At 59.0% G+C, this 21,820-nt stretch carries 20 protein-coding genes; 7 read left to right on the top strand and 13 right to left on the bottom strand.

Annotation, left to right across the window (positions count from 1 at the left end; genetic code table 11):
* Window positions 1-51: 51 nt before the first annotated feature.
* The 3 genes from gdhA to LOH53_RS06965 all read right to left on the bottom strand — a co-directional run bounded on the left by gdhA (window position 52) and on the right by LOH53_RS06965 (window position 3,373).
* Window positions 52-1,392: an NADP-specific glutamate dehydrogenase gene (gene gdhA, locus LOH53_RS06975; RefSeq protein WP_230067012.1), complete on the bottom strand. Its 1,341-nt coding sequence runs from the start codon at window positions 1,390-1,392 to the stop codon at window positions 52-54.
* A 161-nt stretch (window positions 1,393-1,553) separates the two neighbouring features.
* Entirely contained in the window at window positions 1,554-2,111 is a 558-nt protein-coding gene (locus LOH53_RS06970) for an ArsR/SmtB family transcription factor (protein WP_230067011.1), read from the bottom strand.
* 50 nt (window positions 2,112-2,161) lie between these two features.
* Entirely contained in the window at window positions 2,162-3,373 is a 1,212-nt protein-coding gene (locus LOH53_RS06965; RefSeq protein ID WP_376991761.1) for an acetoin utilization protein AcuC, read from the bottom strand.
* Window positions 3,374-3,521: 148 nt separating this feature from the next.
* Here LOH53_RS06965 and LOH53_RS06960 point away from each other — a divergent pair, with 148 nt between their 5' ends.
* The 5 genes from LOH53_RS06960 to LOH53_RS06940 all read left to right on the top strand — a co-directional run bounded on the left by LOH53_RS06960 (window position 3,522) and on the right by LOH53_RS06940 (window position 7,295).
* Window positions 3,522-4,877 carry a TrkH family potassium uptake protein gene (locus LOH53_RS06960; RefSeq protein WP_230067102.1) on the top strand — a complete coding sequence of 452 codons (1,356 nt, stop codon included), beginning with the start codon at window positions 3,522-3,524 and terminating at the stop codon, window positions 4,875-4,877.
* A 4-nt stretch (window positions 4,878-4,881) separates the two neighbouring features.
* The gene (locus tag LOH53_RS06955; RefSeq protein ID WP_376991759.1) at window positions 4,882-5,556 is read left to right on the top strand and encodes a potassium channel family protein; all 675 of its coding nucleotides are present in this window, start codon (window positions 4,882-4,884) and stop codon (window positions 5,554-5,556) included.
* A gap of 65 nt (window positions 5,557-5,621) precedes the next feature.
* A complete protein-coding gene (locus LOH53_RS06950; RefSeq protein WP_230067009.1) occupies window positions 5,622-6,131 on the top strand; it encodes a methylated-DNA--[protein]-cysteine S-methyltransferase in 510 nt (169 codons plus the stop codon).
* 8 nt (window positions 6,132-6,139) lie between these two features.
* Entirely contained in the window at window positions 6,140-6,676 is a 537-nt protein-coding gene (locus tag LOH53_RS06945; protein ID WP_230067008.1) for an RNA polymerase sigma factor, read from the top strand.
* Complete coding sequence (locus tag LOH53_RS06940; RefSeq protein WP_376991775.1) at window positions 6,663-7,295, top strand: methylated-DNA--[protein]-cysteine S-methyltransferase; 633 nt, start codon at window positions 6,663-6,665, stop codon at window positions 7,293-7,295. Before LOH53_RS06945 ends, LOH53_RS06940 begins: the two co-directional genes overlap by 14 nt.
* A gap of 49 nt (window positions 7,296-7,344) precedes the next feature.
* On the opposite strand, the gene proC is transcribed toward LOH53_RS06940, so the two are convergent.
* The 7 genes from proC to trhO all read right to left on the bottom strand — a co-directional run bounded on the left by proC (window position 7,345) and on the right by trhO (window position 17,007).
* Complete coding sequence (proC, locus tag LOH53_RS06935) at window positions 7,345-8,181, bottom strand: pyrroline-5-carboxylate reductase (protein WP_230067006.1); 837 nt, start codon at window positions 8,179-8,181, stop codon at window positions 7,345-7,347.
* 541 nt (window positions 8,182-8,722) lie between these two features.
* Window positions 8,723-9,598 carry a sugar phosphate isomerase/epimerase family protein gene (locus tag LOH53_RS06930; RefSeq protein ID WP_230067005.1) on the bottom strand — a complete coding sequence of 292 codons (876 nt, stop codon included), beginning with the start codon at window positions 9,596-9,598 and terminating at the stop codon, window positions 8,723-8,725.
* A 6-nt stretch (window positions 9,599-9,604) separates the two neighbouring features.
* Complete coding sequence (locus tag LOH53_RS06925; RefSeq protein WP_230067004.1) at window positions 9,605-10,591, bottom strand: Ppx/GppA phosphatase family protein; 987 nt, start codon at window positions 10,589-10,591, stop codon at window positions 9,605-9,607.
* A gap of 76 nt (window positions 10,592-10,667) precedes the next feature.
* Window positions 10,668-13,442 carry a type I DNA topoisomerase gene (gene topA / locus LOH53_RS06920; protein WP_230067003.1) on the bottom strand — a complete coding sequence of 925 codons (2,775 nt, stop codon included), beginning with the start codon at window positions 13,440-13,442 and terminating at the stop codon, window positions 10,668-10,670.
* 137 nt (window positions 13,443-13,579) lie between these two features.
* Complete coding sequence (locus LOH53_RS06915; RefSeq protein ID WP_230067002.1) at window positions 13,580-14,329, bottom strand: MgtC/SapB family protein; 750 nt, start codon at window positions 14,327-14,329, stop codon at window positions 13,580-13,582.
* Window positions 14,326-16,020, bottom strand: a complete 1,695-nt coding sequence (locus LOH53_RS06910; RefSeq protein ID WP_230067001.1) for a DUF7059 domain-containing protein — start codon at window positions 16,018-16,020, stop codon at window positions 14,326-14,328. The genes LOH53_RS06915 and LOH53_RS06910 overlap by 4 nt, the downstream gene beginning before the upstream one ends.
* Window positions 16,021-16,113: 93 nt before the next feature.
* A complete protein-coding gene (gene trhO, locus LOH53_RS06905; RefSeq protein WP_230067000.1) occupies window positions 16,114-17,007 on the bottom strand; it encodes an oxygen-dependent tRNA uridine(34) hydroxylase TrhO in 894 nt (297 codons plus the stop codon).
* A 140-nt stretch (window positions 17,008-17,147) separates the two neighbouring features.
* Here trhO and LOH53_RS06900 point away from each other — a divergent pair, with 140 nt between their 5' ends.
* On the top strand, window positions 17,148-17,864 hold the full coding sequence (locus tag LOH53_RS06900; protein WP_230066999.1) for a GNAT family N-acetyltransferase: 717 nt from the start codon (window positions 17,148-17,150) through the stop codon (window positions 17,862-17,864).
* 116 nt (window positions 17,865-17,980) lie between these two features.
* Window positions 17,981-20,308, top strand: a complete 2,328-nt coding sequence (locus LOH53_RS06895) for a DEAD/DEAH box helicase (protein WP_230066998.1) — start codon at window positions 17,981-17,983, stop codon at window positions 20,306-20,308.
* Here the strand turns inward: LOH53_RS06895 and LOH53_RS06890 are convergent.
* From LOH53_RS06890 to LOH53_RS06880, 3 genes are read right to left on the bottom strand one after another with little or no spacing between them, the layout of a single operon-like run.
* Window positions 20,301-20,747 carry an Rv3654c family TadE-like protein gene (locus LOH53_RS06890; RefSeq protein ID WP_230066997.1) on the bottom strand — a complete coding sequence of 149 codons (447 nt, stop codon included), beginning with the start codon at window positions 20,745-20,747 and terminating at the stop codon, window positions 20,301-20,303. The two genes, LOH53_RS06895 and LOH53_RS06890, sit on opposite strands and share 8 nt — an antisense overlap.
* A gap of 26 nt (window positions 20,748-20,773) precedes the next feature.
* Complete coding sequence (locus LOH53_RS06885) at window positions 20,774-21,346, bottom strand: TadE family type IV pilus minor pilin (protein ID WP_230066996.1); 573 nt, start codon at window positions 21,344-21,346, stop codon at window positions 20,774-20,776.
* A 37-nt stretch (window positions 21,347-21,383) separates the two neighbouring features.
* A complete protein-coding gene (locus LOH53_RS06880) occupies window positions 21,384-21,671 on the bottom strand; it encodes a DUF4244 domain-containing protein (RefSeq protein WP_230066995.1) in 288 nt (95 codons plus the stop codon).
* Window positions 21,672-21,820: the final 149 nt, after the last annotated feature.

Raw genomic sequence — 21,820 nt, 5'->3', positions numbered from 1 at the left:
ATGGCCTCCCGCCAACCGCCGCCAGGGTCTTGTGTAGCCTAAAGTCTCGCGCTAGATGAGACCCTGCGCCAACATGGCATCCGCCACTTTGACGAAGCCTGCAATATTAGCTCCAATGACGTAGTTGCCCGGGGAGCCGTAGGTCTCGGCCGTTTCGGCACAGCGGTCATGGATGCCCACCATGATCTGGGTGAGGCGTGCTTCAGTGTGCTCGAAGGACCAGGCATCGCGGCTGGCATTCTGCTGCATCTCAAGAGCCGAGGTGGCAACGCCCCCGGCGTTGGCAGCCTTACCCGGAGCAAACAGGATTCCTGCTTCCTGCAATACCGCGACGGCACCGATCGTGCATGGCATATTGGCACCCTCAGCGACGGCGATCAATCCGTTTTTGACCAGACGGGTTGCCGCCTCGGTATTGAGCTCGTTCTGCGTGGCGCACGGTAGCGCCACCGCGGCGTCGACGTCCCAAACAGAACCGCCGTCGACGTAGCTGACCGAGGCACCGCGACGCACCGCGTACTCCTTCAGGCGCCCGCGCTCCTTTTCCTTGATCTGTCGTAGCAAAGGTACGTCAATACCGTTCTCGTCAACGATGTAGCCGGAAGAATCCGAGCACGCCACAACCTTGGCACCTAGCCCTTGAGCCTTGGCAATAGCGAACGTGGCAACGTTGCCGGAACCTGAAACCACCACACGCTGTCCGTCAAAGCTGGTACCTCGGGTCTTGAGCATTTCTTGGGTGAACAGAACGGTGCCAAAGCCCGTGGCTTCGGGACGGACTAGCGAACCACCCCAACCAATACCTTTCCCCGTCAAGACCCCTGACTCATAGCGGTTTGTAATGCGCTTGTACTGGCCGAAGAGATAGCCGATTTCACGCCCACCTACGCCGATGTCGCCAGCTGGAACGTCCGTGTACTCGCCGATGTGGCGGTACAGCTCAGTCATGAAGGACTGGCAGAAGCGCATAACCTCGCCGTCCGATTTACCGCGAGGGTCAAAGTCTGATCCGCCCTTACCGCCACCGATCGGCATACCGGTGAGTGCGTTTTTGAAGATCTGTTCAAATCCTAGGAACTTCACGATGCCCAGGTAAACGGATGGGTGGAAGCGCAACCCGCCCTTATACGGGCCCAGTGCGGAGTTGAACTCGACGCGGAAGCCACGGTTAATCTGCACATGTCCGGAATCGTCCACCCACGGAACACGGAAGATAATCTGGCGTTCCGGCTCGCACAAACGCTGCAGCACGGCAGCATCAACGAATTCTGGATGTTTATCCAAGACCGGCCCAAGGCTCTCAAAGACCTCATGTACGGCCTGATGAAATTCTTTCTCCCCAGGATTACGCGCCAAAACTTGCTCGCGGATGGCTTCTAACCTGTTATCCATGGGTCTCCTTCTGGAAGTTTTGGCGTGCGCACTGACGCATAAGTATGCTCAGTTACAATTTTCCGGTCACCCGTGGACTTAAGCGAATTTTTCCCATCTTTCAAGATGACATGCAAGATCATGCATTTATCAAAGGGGCAAACGTGGTTTAGCCCCGATTATTAGTCCTTGCGACGCCGAAATGTTGGCAGGTTGGAGAGGATATCGGCGGCCCTGTTTGCTGCCCTGCCCACGCTCCGGGTGAACTGTGCCTGCACCGATCCGTCATGGGCAGTTGCCTCTGCGGCACTCTGCGCGTCACCGCTCTGGCGCACGACCACTGCCTGCGTGGCAGCCACGGGGTCCAGCGCCGTCGAGGCGGGAGCCTTCAGGGAGGTAGCTGCTCCTGTCGCCTTGGTGTTTTCAGGACGGCTGACACTGTTTGTGACATCAGCACCACCCCGGGTGCTGGCGCCCACACCGGCACCTAGGCCTTCAAGCCATTCGGAGACGAGGACTAAGGGTGTGGTGTTGATGCTATAGAAACGCTTTTGTCCCTGAGCCTGCATGGTCACCACGCCCGCCTCGCGTAATACTCGCAAGTGCTTGGACACTGTGGGCTGGGAAACACCAAGCTCGTCAACAAGCTGACCCACGGCTTTGTGTTCGCTTGCCAACGCCTCGAGAATGTCCCTGCGGGTGCGCTCGGCGATGACAGAGAACAATTCTTCTACAACCATTCCACTACCCTAACGACATATGCCTAAATCGGCATCTTGGTCATGCGTTGTCAGTCAAACCAAGGATCCAGTCCATAGAGCGGAAACACTGCCTTTCGCGTGGCCATGACCGTTCGGTCCAGAGCATCAGAGGGGTTATATCCCACTTCCCACGACCTCCACCAAGTATCTGCGTCCTCACCCATGAGGAGAGGTGCCACCTGCCCGAAATTCTCCTGCACGTATTCTCGCCAAGGCTGCGGCACAGCAGTGCGCAACTGGATAGGCTTACCGGCCACAATCGCCATCAGGTGTGACCAGACCCTTGGCACCACACTGACTATGTTGTAACCTCCCCCACCCACAGCAATCCATCGTCCCCCACACACTTTGTCCGCTAGTGCGGATATGGACAGCGCCGCCTCGCGCTGCGCATCCACGCTGGTATTGAGGTGTGCCAGCGGATCTTCACGGTGCGAATCACAGCCGTGCTGGCTGAGGATGACATCGGGGGCGAACGCCTCGACAAGAGCAGGAACCACTGAGTGGAACGCTCGCAGCCAGCCAGCATCCCCGGTCCCAGCCGGGAGAGAGACATTCACGGCCGTCCCTTCCGCCTTCGGCCCGCCAATTTCATTGGCGAATCCGGTTCCCGGGAACAGCGTGAGCCCTGACTCATGCAGGGAAATGGTCATAACACGGGGTTCATTGAAAAAAATATTCTGTGTGCCGTCACCGTGGTGGGCATCAATGTCGATATAGGCAACTTTTCCAACGCCCGAATCCAGCAGACGCTGCACAGCCATGGCGGCGTCGTTGTAAATGCAAAAGCCGCCAGCTTTCTCCCGGGAAGCATGGTGCATGCCGCCACCAAAGTTCACCCCACGGATGGCTGTACCCGCGATGAGAGCGTCGGACAACAGCAAAGACGCACCCCCCAAACGGGCGCTGGCCTCGTGCATTCGTGCAAAGGCTGGATCATCCTCTGTACCCAGACCGCGCTCTGGCTCACTCAAGCTGGGGTCGGCACCAACCCGGCGGACAGCTGCAATGTACTCACGGCTGTGGACCGTGGCGAGTTCGTCGTCGGAGGCTACGTATGAATCGAGTACGGCAACATTTGGAAGGTCAAAAATTCCCAGCTCCTTTGCCAAGCGCGCCGTCAGGTCAAGGCGTTTGGGTGACATCGGATGGTTGGGACCGAAATTGTACGCAGACATGGCGGCATCGGCGACTATGCTTGTCGGGACGGCCGCTGGCCCTGAGCTGGCAAATGATGACATCCATCACAGGCTATCGAACTCGGGGCCACTTTGCGTTATCGGCAGTCCGGAACAAAATTTTGACTCATTCATCACGGGCAGGAGGGCAGCACGAACGTTGGCCAGTAAAAATACCCTCCCGGGCACGGAGCATCGCTGGCCCTTAGCCCTGGCGTTCACGGCTCGTGACTTTGTGGACAAGGTCGCTAACAGCTCCCCGGCACGCTTAGCCCTGATCGTCTTCGCCCTCGTAATCCTGTCCTTCACGCTGGCGCTGACCTTGCCTATGTCGGCTCGGGACGGCCACGCCACGGCCTTCCACGATGCGCTGTTCACCGCCACCTCTGCCGTGTGTGTCACTGGACTAACTACCGTCTCCACCGCCCTGCACTGGTCATTTTTCGGTCAGCTGATCATTCTGATCGGCATCTTTGTTGGCGGGTTAGGCATCCTAACCTTGGCGTCCCTGATGTCTTTGATGGTCAGCAAGCGCCTTGGCGTGCGGGGCAAGCTGATCGCCCAGGAAGCCCTGAATGCCGGCCGGCTGGGGGAAGTCGGTACCCTACTGCGGATAGTCATCAGTACCTCTGTAGCAATTGAGATAATCCTTGCGCTGGCTTTGGCTCCCCGATTTTTAGTCCTCGGCGAATCCCTGCCGGAGGCCATCTGGCATGCCACGTTCTATTCCATCTCCGCTTTCAACAACGCCGGCTTCACACCCCATTCCGACGGCGTCGTCCCCTACGAGGCGGACCTATGGATTTTGGTTCCGCTCATGATTGGCGGATTCATCGGCAGTCTGGGGTTCCCCGTACTGATGGTGATCCTAGTCACTGGATTTAAGTTCAAAAAGTGGACGCTGCACGCCAAACTCACCGTCGAAGTTTCTCTCATGCTCCTTGTCGCCGGCGCCGTCGCGTGGGGTGCCATGGAGTGGACCAACTCCGCCACGATCGGCACAATGAGCGTGGGGGATAAGATCACCCACTCGCTTTTTGCCTCCGTCATGACCCGATCTTTGGGCTTCAACCTGGTGGATATGAACGCCATGCATTCATCCACGATGCTGCTCACGGACGCGCTGATGTTTGTGGGTGGCGGTTCGGCATCCACGGCCGGCGGTATCAAGGTCACCACCTTAGCTGTGATGTTTTTGGCGATCGTGGCTGAGGCACGCGGAGACAACGACGTTAAAATTCACGGACGTACCATCCCCCAAGGCACCATGCGGGTGGCCATCTCCGTGATCATGATGGGCGCTACGTTAGTTGCCGTTGCCTGTGGACTGCTGCTGGCCATCAGTGGCCAGCCGTTGGATAGAGTCCTTTTCGATACTATTTCTGCTTTCGCAACAGTGGGCCTGAGTACTGGGCTGAGCTCTGAATTACCACCCTCAGGTGTTTATGTTCTGAGCGCCATGATGTTCATGGGCCGCGTGGGCTCCATCACGCTTGCCTCGGCGTTGGCCCTGCGCCAACGCCGCCAGCTGTACCACTACCCGGAAGAGAGGCCCATCATTGGCTGACAAATTGAGTTCCAACGACCGTCCACCACACAACGCGCCTGTCTTGGTGATTGGCCTGGGCCGTTTTGGTGCCGCCACTGCGCACCAACTAGTCAAGCAGGGACGCGAGGTGTTAGCCATTGAACGTGACCCTGCACTGGTGCAAAAGTGGGCTGGTGTGCTGACCCACGTGGTGGAGGCAGACGCCACCAATATTGACGCTCTGCGCCAACTGGGAGCCCAGGACTTTAGCTCCGCCGTCGTCGGGGTGGGCACATCCATTGAGTCCAGTGTGCTAATTACGGTGAATCTGGTTGATTTGGGAATCGCCCATTTGTGGGTCAAGGCCATCACACAGTCACACGGGAAAATCCTGACCCGCATTGGTGCCAACCACGTCATTTACCCGGAAGCAGACGCCGGTGTGCGCGCAGCTCACCTGGTGGGTGGTCGCATGCTGGACTTCATCGAATTCGACGACGACTTTGCCATCGTAAAGATGTATCCACCGAAAGAGACCCAGGGATTCACCCTTGAGGAGTCCAAGGTGCGCTCCAAATACGGTGTCACAGTGGTGGGCGTGAAATCGCCGGGCGAAGACTTCACCTACGCCCAACCGGGCACCCGCGTCTCCAGCAGGGACATGCTCATTGTCTCCGGCTACGTCGATCTACTCGAACGCTTCGCCTCGCGTCCCTGATTTCACGGCCGGGTTCCTCACACAAACGCGGCGGTACGCGTCTACAGGGCATGGAGAGAAAATTCATGAGAGCGCACACCATCTTTGACTCACCCATTGGCTTACTGACAGCAGTGGAGAACGACGCCGGGCTGGCCGCCGTGTACATGGCTGAGCACAAGCGACGGCCAGCCTCGGACGCTCTGGGCGAGTGCCTCGATGTTTCTTCTTCCGCCGTGCTCACCGCAGCAGCAGAACAGCTAGGCGAATACTTTGCCGGTTCCCGCCAAGTTTTCTCTCTCCCCCTGGCACCAGTTGGTAGCGCCTTCGCGCACCGCGTTTGGAAAGCGTTGACGAGCATTCCCTATGGGGAACTGCGCACGTATGCGGACCTGGCAGAAATGCTAGGGGACCGTTCCATGGCCCAGGCGGTAGGTTCGGCCAATGCGCGCAACCCGATCAGCATCATTGTCCCGTGTCATCGTGTGGTTGGCGCCGACGGTTCCCTGGTGGGTTATGCCGGCGCGCTTGCTCGCAAACAATTTCTGCTCGAACGCGAAAACCCAACTCGCACCCACACCGAAGCTTTGTTTTAGGTTCGACTGTGACAGCTGCCAAGCTTCCCTTTGAGGTACTTATTTCCCGTCATGGCGCATCAGTGCTGCGGGTCGCCCGCGCTCTGGTAGGAGTCCAAGACGCCGACGACGTCTGGCAGGAAACGTTTCTGGCGGCCCTTCGCGCATACCCACGCACCGACGTCAAAAACGTCCAGGCATGGCTCATTACGATCACCCGGAATAAGGCCATGGACCATCACCGCCGCATCGCAACGCTCCCCGTTCCAGTGGGCGGCGTTGCGGATCTTCTCCCGAACCACACCGCCTCGGGCACCGACGCGGTGATAGGCGCTGTCGAAAGCGCGGAAATGGCCCAGGCGGTATGGGCCGCGCTGGCTCTGCTGCCGAACAAGCGCCGGCACGCTGTGGCTTACCACCACTTGGCAGGGTTGCCGTATGCCGACGTGGCAGAACTGCTGGGCGGCACCGAGGCCGCCGCGCGCAGAGCTGGTGCAGATGGCATGAAATCGCTGCGCACCCTTTTAGCACCCTGGAAGGGGTTCGATGATGATGACAAGAGCTGAACGAAGCATGCACGCGCTGCAGCCCCTGAACGCCGGCTTAGAAGCCGTCGCCGCGGATGAGGCCGCAACACTCGTGCGCCTAAGCGGCGTGCTGCGCGGCGCGGCGCAAGCTCATGGATTGGTGGACGTGGCGTATAGATCGATCGATTCCCCTGTTGGACCGCTGCTGCTGGTCGCCACGGAGGTGGGGCTGGTGCGGGTGGCCTTCTCCGTGGAAGGGCACGACACCGTACTAGCCGAACTTGCCGAGTCCATCAGTCCACGGATCCTGCACGCGCCCGCACGGCTGGATGCCGCGGCCCGGGAATTCGAGGAGTATTTCGCCCATACACGACACACTTTTGACCTGCCATTGGACTTCCGGCTGGCCAGCGGCTTTCGGTATGAGGTCCTCACCCACTTGCACGAGATTGAATACGGCTCCACAGCCAGTTACTCCGCCGTCGCAGCCTTAACGAGTAGCCCACGGGCAGTGCGTGCCGTGGGGACAGCTTGCGCTCGTAACCCCCTACCGGTAGTGGTCCCGTGCCATCGCGTCATCCGCTCAGACGGGTCGCAGGGAGCATATTTGGGTGGCCCGGAGGCAAAGGCGCTATTGCTGAGCTTGGAAGCAGTCTGAGCCCTGGCGCCTCCGGTTGCAGGTTTGGCTTGCAAGTTAGGGTTGCCCGTTAGGCTGAGGCGAGCTCGCCCGTCATCTCGGCGGCCCTCGACGCGGCAGCTTTGGCCGCTACCAGCACCATGTTTGGCAATCCTTGATGTTCGAAGCTGGCAATTGCCTGCTCGGTCGTGCCATGGGGACTCGTCACGGCCCGACGCAAGTTTGCAGGATCTGCACCCGGTTCGGCAAGCATAAGTCCCGCACCAGCAACGGTTTCCCGGGCCAGCACGCCAGCAACTTCCGGCGAGAGGCCAAAGTCTCGGGCCGCGGCAGCCATGGCTTCTGCCAAATAAAACACATAAGCAGGACCGGATCCACTGATTGCCGAGACGGCATTCTGCTGTTCTTCGGGCACGTCCAGTACCACTCCGGAACCATCAAAAACCTGGTGTGCTGCAGAAAGCGCCGACTCGTCAACATGACTGCCTCCAGAGAGAGCCACCACACCACGGCCGACTTTCAACGGCGTGTTCGGCATTGAGCGCACCACCGCCTGACCCGGTTTGAGAGCGCCTTCTAGCTGCGCCAGTGAAACTGCCGCCGCAACGCTGATCACCACGGCCGTCGGTTCTAGATGGTCGGCAATTTCTCGGCACAGCCCCGCAATGCCCACAGGCTTGACCCCGAGGATGACAACGTCAGCGCCCATTACCGCATCCGTATTGGAGTTGCTGTCCTCGTTCTGGGCCAGTGCCGTAACACCGTGCCGTTGGGCCAGTTCTTGTGCCCGTTCGGCCCTGCGCACGGTAACGTACACACTTTGCGGCGGGGTCCCAGCAGCCAATAAGCCAGTCAAAATAGCCTCACCCATTGACCCGCAACCTAGAAATACAGTTTTTTTGCTCATGCCCCTATCTTTCTTCCCCGAGCCTGCGCATGCAAGCTGCGAAGAGAACACGATGCCAGCAGAAGAACACGTGCAGTACCGCACGGGACAGGGTTGTCAGCTATTTCCCAGCAGGACCGGGGCCTATGTCCAGAGTGTCCCCCTAGAGTCATAACTACCTCATGGAGGTGCGAGTGATGAAGGCTTAGGAGTTGGTGACAACGCCTAGCCAGACGCCGGAAGCACGCCAGGCATTCCCCCCAACGCCTGGTATTGCTTCCGGCGTTTCTCGTTTTCGGGCCTTTTCTTTCCAGCTGTGGAAGCCGCCGCACAATCTAACAGCAAACGCACAGCTAACACCCCGGCTCTTCCCACATAAAGGTCTTAGTATTTTAAGTACCTCATAAGGGTGCGAGTGATGATCGGACTGGTCTTGTCCTGAAGACCAGTCAAACCGTCGGAGAACTCGCCAGTGATCCCCCATCCGCTGGCAGCTACCTCCGGCGGTTTCGCATTTAATCACTCCGCGACGTGAAGACAAGCACTTAGAAAAGAAAAGCCCTTAGCTGACCGTCTGCCCCAAATGCACTCGAGCAAACTCAAGGGTCTCGGCGAGCCATTCCTCGCGCTGTCCGGCCCCCTTGGCCTTGCGCGTTGAAATCTCAGCTACCACGGCCCCGTCAAAGCCACTATTAGCCACGTGTTGGAGCACTTCTACGCATTCTTGAGTTCCGTGCCCAGGGATCAAATGCTGATCCTTAGTGGATGGTGAGGTGCCATCGGTGAGGTGGATGTGCCGTAGCCGGGACCCCAGCGCCTTCACGGCGTCCAAACTGGACGCGTCAGCTGTGGCCGCATGGGAAAAGTCCCAGGTGACATCTTTGTAATCCTGTGGCACCGGGTCCCAGTGTGGCAGGTAGGCCAAGGCTTCACGCCCGCGCAACCTCCACGGGTACATGTTCTCCACGGCAATGCGGATTTCGAAGGCATCGGCAATGTCACGCACGCCTTGGGCAAAAGTTTCCGCATAGTCGTTTTGCCAGCGGAATGGTGGATGCACCACCACCACGTCAGCGCCTACGTCCACGGCCATTTGCGCCGAACGCTGGACTTTGTTCCAGGCGCTGCCCCAGACCTGCTGGGTGAGCAGCAGTGTAGGGGCATGGATCGCTAAAATCGGCTGGTTGTAGCGTTCGGCCAGCTGGTTCAGGGCCCGGGAATCCTGACTGTCACCGTTGTGCGTCACTAAAACCTCGACGCCGTCGTAGCCCAGGTCTGCAGCCACCGCAAAACCATCGTGCACGGATAGCGGGTAGACGGAGGCCGTGGACAAGGCCACTGGAATGTGGCGTTTGGGTCCATCAGAGGGCTTCGGAAGCGGATCATTTTTCGATCCAGGTTCTTGGTTCTGGCCGGAACTGGTTTCTGAGTTATCCATATTCACCTAGCTTGCTGCCGAGTTGGTAAGTTTTCCCACGTGCGCGGGCGGATCCAGGGGGCCGTCAAAGACCAGTTGGTCCAGCCTTCGCAAAATCAGTCCCTCACGCAGCGCCCAGGGGCTAATCTGCATGGACTGGACTTTGAACATCTCCAAGGCACTTTGCGCGACCAGGGCGCCGGCCAGCACCTGCTTGGCGCGCGCCATGGACACCCCTGGCAGATGCAGACGATCCGCGGAGGACATTGCCGAGAGCCGCTGGCTCCACAGACCCAAATCCGTGAGGTGCAGTTCTCGCTTGACGTAGGGCCCCATGGCCGACGGCGCTGCCCCGGTAATACGGGCCAGCGCCCGGAAGGTTTTGGAGGAGCCAGTGACAATGTTGGGCGCTCCGAGTGCCTGTGTGGTGGCCACCGGCGCCTTGAGTGTTGCTTTGATGTGCTTGCGCAGTTCCTTGACACTCTTGGCCGTAGGCGGATCTTCGGTCAACCAGTCCCGCGTGAGCCTGCCAGCCCCTAGTGGCACGGAATGAGCCACGTCAGGAAGTTCATTTGTGCCCTGAGCAATTTCAAAGGAGCCACCGCCAATGTCAAGGTTCAAGATGGTGCCAGCATCCCAGCCGTGCCAACGCCGGACAGCGAAGAAAGTCATGGCGGATTCCTCGTCGCCCGTAAGCTCGGTGAGTCGGATAGTTGTTTCGTGCTGAACGCGCTGGAGCACTGCGGCGCCGTTGGTGGATTCGCGGATGGCCGAGGTACAAAAAGCCAGCAGGTCCTTGGCTTTGTGCTTGGCGGCGAATTCCCATGCCTCCAAAATGAATTCGATCAGCTCAACTTGACCCTCGTCGGTGATGTTACCGTCGCCGTCGAGGTACGCCACCAGACTCAAGGCCCGCTTATGCGAGGCATAGGCTTCCGGCTTCGCTCCGGGGCGGGCATCGACCAGCAACAGATGAACCGTGTTGGAACCAATATCAAGGACGCCTAATCTCATAAGCCTATTATTGCCTGTTGCGGGCCCACACACACCACGGGCCCGCACCCGAGAAATCTGGGCCGTTGAGCAACGATTACTTAGCGCTAACTTTCTTCTTCGCCGCCGGCTTCTTAGCTGGAGCCTTCTTAGCGGCCGTTTTGGCTGTTCGCTTGATTGGACCGCGTTCACGCTTGTCCGCCAGCAGCTCGATCGCGATTTCCCGTGTCAGTTCTTCAACGTCTGTGCCCCGGGGCACAGTGATGTTCGTAATACCGTCGGTGATGTAGGGGCCAAAGCGACCTTCTTTCACCACGATCTTCTTCTCTGACACGGGGTCGTCGCCAAACTCCGCAAGAGGTGCCACCGCGGCTCGGGCCCCACGCTGCTTGGGCTGGGAGTAGATTTCCAGTGCGGCATCGAGGGTGATCGTGAAGATTTCGTCCTCGCTGGCAATGGAACGTGAATCCGAACCTTTCTTTAGGTAGGGACCAAACCGTCCATTCTGTACGGTGATCTCCGCACCGTCCGCATCTGCTCCCAATACCCGGGGCAGGCTCATGATATCTAGAGCCTGCTCCAGCGTAACCGTGTCCACGCTCATGGTTTTAAAGAGCGACCCTGTTCGCGGCTTCTCCTTCACTGGCTTTTTCGGCGGTTTAGGCTTGCCGTTCTTGTAGTACTCCACCGGCTGGTTAGCGATCTCTTCCTCGGTCAGCTCGGGGATTACTTCGGTAACATACGGGCCATAGCGCCCGTTCTTGGCCACCACCGTGCGGTTCGTGCCGGGGTCCACACCCAGCACCCGTTCCTCGGGTGCGGCCGTTTCCATCAGCTCTTGTGCCTTGGCGGGCGTTAGCTCATCTGGGGCCAGATCTTCAGGGACGTTGGCTCGAGCGGCTTCAATAATCTCCCCGGTCTTCGGGTCAACTGTGGGGACAGTGGACTCAAGGTACGGACCAAATTTGCCCACGCGCAGCATCAAAGTGTCCGTGATGGCGATGGAGTTGATGTCCCGGGCATCGATTTCACCCAAGTTGTTCACAATTCCGAAGAGGCCGTCGTCGCCCCCGTCAGCACCGTCGCCAAAGTAGAAATGGCGCAGCCAGTCAGAACCCTTGTCCTCGCCGTGAGCGATCCGGTCCAAGCCTGTCTCCATGCCCGCCGTGAACTCGTAATCCACGTAGGAGGTGAAATGCTGCTCCAGCAGGCGAATGACGGAGAACGCGATCCAAGTGGGGATCAGCGCCGAACCTTGTTTGCGAACATAGCCGCGATCCATGATCGTGGACAACGTAGACGCATACGTGGACGGGCGTCCGATATCCCGTTCTTCCATCTCCTTGGTCAGCGACGCCTCGGTGAAGCGTGGCGGCGGAGACGTCTCGTGCCCGTTGGCTGTGACCTCGGCGGCCGTCAGCGCGTCCTTCGCCTTGACGTTAGGCAGACGGCGGCTGGAGTCCTCAGAGTCCTCGCGTGACTCGTCACGGCCTTCCTCGTAGGCTGCCATAAAGCCTCGGAACGTGATGACGGTCCCGGAGGCGGAAAATTCAGCATCCGCTCCATCTTCCGCTGTGGCACCTAACTTGATGGTCGCCGTTGAACCCTTGGCATCCGCCATCTGCGAGGCAACCGTACGCTTCCAAATCAGCTCGTAGAGCTTAAATTCGTCCCCGCGCAGGGCACTAGCCACTTGAGCCGGAGTGCGGAAAGAATCACCTGCGGGGCGGATGGCCTCGTGCGCTTCTTGGGCATTTGAACTCTTGTTGGCGTAGACGCGCTTGGCAGCTGGGATGAATTCGGGCCCATATAGTTCCGACGCCTGACGGCGAGCGGCGCTGACCGCTTCCTCACTCAAGGCGGAGGAATCGGTACGCATATACGTGATGTAACCGTTTTCATACAGGCGCTGAGCCGTCTGCATGGTCGACTTTGAGGAGAAGCGCAGCTTGCGCCCGGCCTCCTGCTGAAGTGTGGAAGTCGTGAACGGAGCGGCAGGCCGGCGTGTATACGGTTTGTGTTCTACGGCCCGCACGGCAAAGTCTGCCTGCGCCAGACCCTGTGCTAGAGCCCTAGCCCTGGCTTCGTCCAGGTGCGCAACGTTCTTTCCAGTGAGCTCGCCCTTGTCGTTGAAGTCCCGTCCGGAGGCTACGCGCAACCCGTCCAGGGAAGCCAGTTTGGCACTGAACTTCTCCCCCGCGGCGGCGTCCGGAATGAAAGTTCCCGCCAAATCCCAGTATCCGGCAGAACGGAACGCCATACGTTCGCGCTCACGCTCCACCACCATGCGAGTCACAACAGATTGGACTCGGCCAGCTGAAAGCCCGCGAGAAACCTTCCGCCACAGCACTGGAGAAATCTCATATCCGTACAAGCGGTCCAGAACACGGCGGGTTTCCTGGGCATCGACCAAGTCGGTGTCCAACTCGCGCAGATTTCCCAAGGCACGCTGGAGGGACTCCTTGGTGATTTCAGCAAAGGTCATCCGGTGCACGGGCACTTTGGGTTTAAGTACCTCCAACAGGTGCCACGCGATGGCTTCGCCTTCACGGTCCCCATCAGTTGCGAGGTAGAGTTCGTCGGCATCTTTGAGCTGCGCCTTGAGCTGGGCTACCGTCTTTTTCTTGTCCGGGGAGATGACGTAGTACGGTTTGAAACCGTTTTCTAGGTCCACCGCAAACTTGCCGATCGGTGACTTTTTCAGTTCCGCGGGCAGGTCTGAGGGCTGAGGCAGGTCACGTATGTGTCCAATGGAAGCTTCCACAACAAAGCCCTCGCCCAAGTATTTCGCAATAGTTTTGCTCTTGGCCGGTGACTCTACGATGACGAGCTTTTTGCCTGTCTTTGGCTTGCTGGCTGCCTTGCTTGGCACGGTACTCCTACAGAAAATGGACGGTGGGCGAACGGCGCCCCCATGTGCCTAGTTCACCATATATTTACCCTGAACATGTATTAGGAGGGAAACCGGGCACTAGTTGGGCCTGTTCTTCACGGGCTTAGGGGCCCTGTCTATTCGTTCTCATCATCAAGGGAAATGGCCTTGACGGTGGGTAGTGCGGAGAGTTCCGCCAAGAGCGTGCTGCGTGGTGCAAGGCCTTCGATTTCCAGCTCAACTTCAATTAGATTTGCCCCGTTGACTTCGGCATGATCCTTCAATCCGCGACCCAACAAGCCACTGTCCCGGTGTTCCAGCGGACTGGTGGTAAAGCCCTGAATCTGAAATCCAAGGCTCGTGCAGCGTTGTAAAATTTCCCGCAACGCCCCCGTCCCATCCTCGTAAGTGACTTGCAGAGCGTGATAGCGCCGTCCTGACACTCGAAGCCGCGCTATCACCTTGGCGTACACCACCACCACCAGGAAATAAGCGCCGGTAGCAAACGCCGCCGGCAGCACCAGCCCTGCGCCGGCAGCAGAACCCACGGCGGCCGTGAGCCAGATGGAGGAGGCCGTAGTCAGTCCGCGCACCTTGTTTCTGCGCACAAACACCAACCCGGCACCGATGAAACCGATGCCCGTCACAATCTGTGCAGCCACCCGTGACGGGTCAAGCCGGACAATGTCTACCTCAAGCACATCGGAAAATCCATATTTGCTCACCACCATGAACAGTGCCGCGCCCAGACCGACGAGGGCATGTGTGCGCATTCCGGCAGATTTATTGTTAATCTGTCGTTCCAAACCAATTAAAGTCGGAAGTACGACGGCGGCCGCAAGGCAAAGCAGGATGGCCCACCATGGTGCGTTGTGAGAGAGGATCATGACACGTGTCCGCTCGTGTAGAACGGGTCCGCTGGTAACAGGAACCCATCCCGGACAAGATTGCGTACTTCAGCTTCCAGCGAGTGGGCAAAGGCGGCGTCGTCGCGTTCTAGTAAAGCTGCGAGCGCGGTTATCAGCTGGCCTGCCGACAGTTCGCCATCGCTGGCAGAGACAAAGCCGGCCAATTCGGTACTCATCAAGTTGGTGCGCCGTAGTCCGGCGCCTTGACGTAGCAAGATCACTCCGGGGTGTTCGGCACCTGGCTTTTGGTGGCGTTCCTCGGTCACGTCCTCCGCCACTACCAGCCGCTCCAACCAGAGCGATTCATGGGCCGAAAGCCACTGTTCACGGTCAAGGGTCGCAGCCAAGTAAGACCCGATCGGCTGTTCAATGGGGTAGAGAATCTCCTCGAAGTGGCTTTCGGTCGGCAGACCTCCCTGACGCTCGGACCGGCGTAAGAGGATGTAGCCAAAGCCGATCCCGACAACCTGACGGGAGGCAAAATCGTGCATATAGTCGGTGTAAGCACGCAGGTAGTCGTTTTGCTGACGTCCCTGTGAGGCATCCTGCAACCAAGTCTCCGCATAGGCGGGCGGACTGACCTGTTCGCGTTGGATAAACCATGCCTGGACGCCATCCGGGGACCACTGCATAGGGCGGGTGCGCCACACCGCTTCTTTCTCTCCCGCAGAGTTCTCCTGTTCCACCACTTCCCAGTTACCCAACATCTGCGCAATTCCGCCGGGTGCCAGGACGGCAGGCAACTCCCTCACGAGGGTTTCCACAATCGCGTCGCCAGCGAGTCCACCGTCTCGGTACGTGAACTGGTCTACGGACTGTTCGCCCAGGTGGCGCGGGGTGATAACAAATGGGGGGTTGGAAACCACCAGATCAAACTTTTCCCCAACCACGGGCGCTAGGAGGCTTCCCAGGCGAAGGGAGACCCGCGCGTTCGGGTTCCCTGCGTCAAGGTCGGTTTCTGAGAGACCCAATGCTGCGGCGTTTAGGAGCAGGTTGAAGCGTGTGAAGGCGAGCGCGCGGACGGAGATGTCTGTGGCGACCACGGTGCTGGCGTGGTGGAGCAGATGGAAGAGCTGGATGCCGCAGCCGGTTCCCAAGTCCAATGCCCGGCCGACCACCCGCCGAATAGTGCACTGCGCCAGCGTCAGCGATGCTTGGCCGATTCCGAGCACATGATCTCGTCGCAGAACGCCGGGACGCTGGTGGGCTCCGAGGTCGCTGGCTACCCACAGATCGGTTCCAGCCAGCTCGCTTGTTTCTCCCGGCCACCCGTAGGGGCGAAGGTCAACGACGGCGCGGATGGTGGCGGCGCCGGAGAGATTCGCTGGGTCGGGGAGACTGGCACCGCCGGGGACGGGAACAATCAGCCCAAGGGCGATCAACTGCGCCAGCGAAATCCCTGGCAACGCGGCCGCCAGCGCGTCGGCTGTGACATCTTCGGCCAGCAGCCAAAGCCGCACGACCGTAGCCAGGGGGTTGGTACTAAATTGCAGGGCCAGCAGCGCCGGGACGATCTGGTCCCGGCCTAGGGCATCGCTGGCTTCAGAACCTAGCAATGCCGAAACGCCGTCCACAGTGTATTTCAAGGCCGTAAGGTCAGCGGCAAGTGCGTTCAGGAGAGCCATCGAGTCGCTTTGCGGAGCGTCGGGAACAGTGGCGAAGTCATTCATTGGACCAGCCTATCGAGTCGGTTCCCCGGCGCACCGCTCGAGCCTGGCTCTGGCACCCGCGGCAGGGCCGACGTCGAGCCTTGACGTACTGGATCAGTCCGTACAGCCCTGCGGGCATTGCAGGGTGGACGGATGCGCGGAGCACTCGGTGCAGTACAAGTTCAGGTTGCGGCAGCTGGGGTTGGAACAGTTTTCAAATTTGTTGCTGGGATTATTGCAGCGAATGCAGCGGCCCACTGTTGTGGCGTCCTCGCTAAATTCCATATGCATGCGTTTGTCGAAGACGTAGAGCGATCCCTCCCATAGGCCCTTGTCCTTGAAGGTTTCTCCATAACGGACGATCCCACCGTCCATTTGGTAGACCTCTTTGAAACCCCGGTTCACCATCAAGGAACTCAGTACCTCACAGCGGATCCCGCCGGTGCAATAGGTGACCACCGGTTTATCTTTGAGGTCATCATATTTGCCGGAGTCCAGTTCCTTGATGAAGTCATGCGTGGTGGCAACGTCGGGGACCACTGCGTTCTTGAACTTGCCGATCTGAGCTTCGAAGGCATTGCGTCCGTCAAAGAAGACGACCTCTTCGCCGGCAGATTTTTTGTTGGCCACGAGCTCGTGAAGTTCTTCTGGTTTGAGATGCGTGCCGCCGCCTACTACACCGTTTTCATCGACTTTCAGCTCACCGGGAGCACCAAAACTAACAATCTCGTCACGAACTTTCACGCTCAGACGGGGAAAGTCCTCACCTGTGCCGTCGGACCATTTGATGTCAATGTTTTTGAACCCGGCGTACTCGCGCGTGGTTTTCAGGTACTGCTTGAGATCCTTGATGTCCCCTCCCACGGTGGCATTAATGCCGTCCTTGGACAGGAGGATTCTCCCCCTGAGGTTCAGTTTCTCGCAGAGGGCGCGCTGCCACAGCCGCACCGCGTCCGGATCCAGTACTGGGGTAAAGCCGTAAAAGAGCACAATTTTGTTCAACGCCACGTATTTAAGCGTACGGGCACTGTCCAAATACTCACATTCCGTTCCAGTCGCACCACAACAAAAATAATTATGGGTATTTAGGTATAGCTTTGGCGCCGGGCCAGGAAGCGGTAGAGCGCTGTTCAGCATAGGCTGGAGGCATGACATCTGGTTCTACGGAGCTGACGGAACTTTTGGACGCGTGGTTTGCCGGTTGGACCGCGCTGAGAAGTTACCGGACTTCCTTTGACACCGGGTACCACGCCGCCTTGCGCACGGACCGCAGCGGGGACTGGGAGTACTTTATCTGCGATCCCGCGCCCGCCCCTTTCGCCATTTTGGCCGCTGAAGTAGTCCTCGCCGAGCAGCGTGCACTGTGCGTTCTAGGGCCGGACATCCACCGTTACGTCAAGCAAGCACACGCGGCCGGGCTAGGCTTGCTCTCCACTTCCGAGCAGTTGATGACTGTGCGGATGGACAGTCAGGACAGTCAAGATGCTTTTCTGGGAGATCCTGAGCTTGTGCTCAATGTCAGTCCACTGGGAGGTAAGCGCGTGGCCTCCTCCTGCCGTGCTCGCTTTGCCGGTTCCATAGTCCGGGGTAAGACGGTCCTGGCCAGTGGCAAAGTAGCCGTCTACGGCGACTATGCAGTTTTTGACCAAATTGAAACACACCCCTCTCATCGGCGCCTCGGTTATGGCCGGGCTCTCATGCAATCCCTGACGGCCCGCGCCAAGGAGTTCCCTGTGACGACAGGCCTGCTCCTGGCAAGCACAGACGGGCAGCGGCTGTACTACAAGATGGGCTGGCGCAGCACCACTTCCGTCACCGTGTTAGTCCCCCGCGCACGACTAGCGAAGATGGCCGCTGACCGGTGATAGGCGTTGGACTCTCGAGCATCACGGCGCAGCCAGCCGCCTGAGCAATGAGCGGCCCCGGTCCGATGAGGGCCTTGGCACAGCGAGCCGTCTGAGCGCGGTGACACAATGAAGTTGTGCCCGCAGATAATTCCCTCATCTCTCTCTTGGGCCGGGGCGCGTCCCCGGGCCAGTTGCAGCATGTCCACAGAATTCCTGCCCGCCAAGCAGTAAGTGCACCATGGCCTGATTGGGTTCACCCAGATCTGGTGGCAGCATACGGTTTATTGGGTGTCGACACGCCCTGGCGGCACCAAATACTCGCGGCGGAAGCCGCCCATTGTGGCAATCACGTAGTCATTGCCACGGGGACAGCCTCCGGGAAGTCACTGGCCTACCAACTGCCTGCTGTTGATGCTGTGCACCGGGCCGGGCTACGTGTGGTGGAGAACCCAGGCAAGCTAGAGGACGACGGCGCCGTGGCCTTGTATCTCTCCCCGACGAAGGCGTTGGCAGCTGATCAGCTGGCCGCGCTGACGTCCCTTCATCTACCCACATTGCGCGCTGCCACCTACGACGGCGACACCGCCCCTGCTGATCGCCGATGGATTCGCGATCACGCCAACTTTGTCTTGTGCAACCCGGATATGATCCACTTTGGTGTACTGCCAAATCACACGTGGTGGGCCAGATTCTTCCGCAGGCTCAAATATGTGGTCATTGACGAAGCCCACAGTTATCGGGGAGTCTTTGGCTCCCATGTGGCTGTGCTCATGCGCCGGCTGCGGCGCATCTGCGCCCATTATGGAGCCGATCCCATTTTCATTGGGGCTTCAGCGACGTCCAGCGATCCTGGAGAATCGTTTGCACGCCTGATCGGCGCACCCGCTGTGACTTTCACCCAGGACGACTCACCGCACGGAGCCACAACGGTCGCGTTCTGGGAACCAGAGCTCACTGATTTCAAGGGTGAAAACGGTGCCAAGTCACGGCGCACCGCACTCGCCGAAACATCCGACTTGCTGGCAAATCTGGTTGCCGCCCGGGTACGCACCATTGCGTTTATCAAGTCCCGGCGCGGTGCGGAGACAATAGCGAGTACAACCCGGCGGTTGTTGGCAGACGTGGACTCCAGCTTGCCCGCACGAGTGGCCGCCTACCGTTCCGGATATCTGCCTGAAGAACGTCGAGCATTGGAGAAAGCTCTACGATCTGGAGAGCTTCTTGGCGTATCGAGCACGTCCGCCTTGGAGCTGGGAATCGATATCTCCGGGCTTGACGCTGTCCTGGTGGCTGGCTGGCCAGGAACCCGAGCATCTTTATTCCAGCAGATTGGCAGGGCCGGGCGTGCTGGTCAGGACGCCCTAGCTGCGTTCATAGCCAGTGATGACCCTCTCGACACTTATCTGGTGCACCATCCGGAGGCAATCTTTGACGTCCCGGTGGAAGCCACAGTATTTGACCCCTCCAACCCCTACGTTTTGGGCCCGCACTTGTGCGCCGCTGCTGCCGAGCTGCCACTGACGTCAGAAGACCTTCCCCTGTTTCCCGAAAACACCGTAAAGGTACTGGGACAGTTAGTGGCGGAAGGCTACCTTCGTAAACGCCCCGGTGGCTGGTTCTGGACACATCCACAAAGCGCTGCCGCCATGGTAAATCTACGCGCCGATGGTGGCGGGCCCATCAATATCATCGACTCTGATACCGGCGCATTGTTGGGCACCATGGACTCTCCCCAGTCGCACTATCAGGCGCACCAAGGCGCCGTGTACGTTCATCAGGGCGAACCATATATTGTCCAAGAACTCAATGAACAAGACCACTGCGCATTAGTGCGCAAGGGCAGCCCCGACTACTACACCACTGCCCGGGACGTCACTGCGATTGCCGTGTTGGAATCACTCCAACACGAGACCTGGGGACCAGTGGAGATGCATTTTGGCGAAGTTCAGGTCACCACTCAAGTGGTCTCCTTTCAACGTAAGGCATTCATTTCCAATGAAGTATTGGGCGAGGAACCCCTAGAGCTCGGTGCCCGGGACCTGTTCACCAAAGCAGTGTGGTTCACGATGGACAACCGAACGTTGATCGACGGCGGGCTTGTGGAACCGCAGTTCCCTGGAGCTTTGCATGCCGCCGAGCACGCCGCGATCGGTTTACTCCCTCTGGTCGCCTCCAGCGACCGCTGGGACGTTGGCGGAGTGTCTACTGCCAACCATGCCGACACCGGCCAACCCACTATCTTTGTGTACGACGGCCACCCAGGCGGCGCCGGGTTCGCCGAACGCGGGTTCACAATGGCGCGCACCTGGCTCAGGGCCACGCGTGACGCAATCAGCGCTTGCGAATGCGATTCCGGCTGTCCATCCTGTGTGCAGTCGCCAAAGTGCGGCAACAAGAACAATCCTCTGGACAAGGGCGGGGCAGTGTTGCTGATCGATACCCTACTCGCGCACGCTAATTGACGTCCGTCACAACGGCTTTCCTGGCAGAACGTCCCGGCAGAACATCGTCCGGAGGCGGTCCGGCCCGTGCTTTCCCATAGGCTTTCCACGGCAGGCCGGATAGGATCGTCAACTCCACCTGGACGGTGTCAAGGTTATGGCCCTGTACTTGGCACCTTGAAATTTGAGCTCCGTAGCGTTGAGCAATGTCAGCGGCAATGCTGCAGGGGTCCCCAGCGCTAAGCCCGCGGGCGGCGTCTGCCGCTGCGAGCGCTGCCAAGTCTGCTGCGGTGGCGGCTTGCGCGGCTGCCGTACTGGCCTGGCCCAGACCCAAAACTCCCGCCAACAGCAAGATGACGGCCAAGGCCAGCCCAGCAGCCAGAACTGTTCCGGAGCCCCTCTCACGCTCTGTGGGTGAACCAGCCAGTGGCTCCTCTTCCCTATATTCACCACGTTTCATAACACCACCACAATCTCACTACGACCTCACTTCAGCCTCACTACGACTAGATCCGGCTCCGCCGTCCATAGGTATCCGGCTAAGCGATCACAGGAGATAGCACCAAACAAATCCGCTGCGTCGACTTCCTCGTTGGATGAGTTGACCCAACGCCATAAGCCGGTTTTGGCAGTTATTGTGCCCGGTTGTTTCGCATCGCTTTGGGCCGTGCTGGCGTAGTTTTCGATCTTGGCGATAGCCCGCGCCGTTTGTGGCCAAGGAAGTAGCGCAGACAATACTCCTGATACCCGGCCGGTGAGAGTGACAGCCGCAAAACCGTCCACTAAATCCACCGTAACGACAACGTCTCCACCTGATACATGGTTAGCGGTCCCGATGGCCTGTTCGGTACTCTCACCCCTCGCTAGTGCGCGGGCACCTGCTCTGGCACCCTCCTCCAACCTCAGTTGCAAAATGCCTGCGGCGGCAGCGAATAGAAATATGGCTAGCAAGACTGTGACAGCAGGGAGCAGCACGGCGAACTCCGCTGTCACCGAGCCCCGAACCCTAGCTGCGGCTACGCTCAGCGACTGCTTAGACGTGCTGCGTTTCGTCTTCATCTGTACCGCCACCTGCCGAAAAGCATGTCAGGGGACGCTAAAAGCTCAGGGCCGAACGAATGATATTTAGTAAGAACCCCCGAACCTCATCGCTTTTGAGGATTACCACCAGAAGGCCGGCAAATCCGACGGCAGCAAGCGTGGCTATCGCGTATTCTGCCGTCGCCATGCCAGCTTCCGCCCCGAACTCTCGGAAAGCGGCCAGCCGCCGCCTGCGGGTCACCGGGATCAAGCTGGCGGCGCCGGGAAAAATCTCCCGGACATTCTCATGCCCACTACTTTCTATCCGCGCTGCCTGTCTTACGACCACTTCATTGCGTCTCATGTCCGCTCCCTAAATTGTGCTCAGCTACTGCTAGCCGTTGCTTGCTCCCGTGTCTTTTTCGACCACCTGACATCAACATTTCACTGATTAGTGGGAGACCAAAAGGGCTGATTGGCATTTTGTGGGTGAGCCCGGTCCTGGCTGTCCCT

This window comes from Arthrobacter cryoconiti, from assembly GCF_020905375.1.
GTDB classification, from domain to species: domain Bacteria; phylum Actinomycetota; class Actinomycetes; order Actinomycetales; family Micrococcaceae; genus Specibacter; species Specibacter cryoconiti.
This window is presented reverse-complemented; position numbering and strand designations above follow the sequence as displayed.

Coding starts and splice junctions, on each gene's coding strand:
- LOH53_RS06900 (WP_230066999.1), top strand. CDS start 17,148: ATGACATCTGGTTCTACGGAGCTGACGGAACTTTTGGACGCGTGGTTT.
- LOH53_RS06915 (WP_230067002.1), bottom strand. CDS start 14,329: ATGATCCTCTCTCACAACGCACCATGGTGGGCCATCCTGCTTTGCCTT.
- LOH53_RS06880 (WP_230066995.1), bottom strand. CDS start 21,671: ATGAGACGCAATGAAGTGGTCGTAAGACAGGCAGCGCGGATAGAAAGT.
- LOH53_RS06910 (WP_230067001.1), bottom strand. CDS start 16,020: ATGAATGACTTCGCCACTGTTCCCGACGCTCCGCAAAGCGACTCGATG.
- proC (WP_230067006.1), bottom strand. CDS start 8,181: ATGAGCAAAAAAACTGTATTTCTAGGTTGCGGGTCAATGGGTGAGGCT.
- LOH53_RS06925 (WP_230067004.1), bottom strand. CDS start 10,591: ATGAGATTAGGCGTCCTTGATATTGGTTCCAACACGGTTCATCTGTTG.
- LOH53_RS06885 (WP_230066996.1), bottom strand. CDS start 21,346: ATGAAGACGAAACGCAGCACGTCTAAGCAGTCGCTGAGCGTAGCCGCA.
- LOH53_RS06950 (WP_230067009.1), top strand. CDS start 5,622: ATGAGAGCGCACACCATCTTTGACTCACCCATTGGCTTACTGACAGCA.
- LOH53_RS06940 (WP_376991775.1), top strand. CDS start 6,663: ATGACAAGAGCTGAACGAAGCATGCACGCGCTGCAGCCCCTGAACGCC.
- LOH53_RS06965 (WP_376991761.1), bottom strand. CDS start 3,373: ATGTCATCATTTGCCAGCTCAGGGCCAGCGGCCGTCCCGACAAGCATA.
- LOH53_RS06930 (WP_230067005.1), bottom strand. CDS start 9,598: ATGGATAACTCAGAAACCAGTTCCGGCCAGAACCAAGAACCTGGATCG.
- gdhA (WP_230067012.1), bottom strand. CDS start 1,392: ATGGATAACAGGTTAGAAGCCATCCGCGAGCAAGTTTTGGCGCGTAAT.
- LOH53_RS06970 (WP_230067011.1), bottom strand. CDS start 2,111: ATGGTTGTAGAAGAATTGTTCTCTGTCATCGCCGAGCGCACCCGCAGG.
- LOH53_RS06890 (WP_230066997.1), bottom strand. CDS start 20,747: ATGAAACGTGGTGAATATAGGGAAGAGGAGCCACTGGCTGGTTCACCC.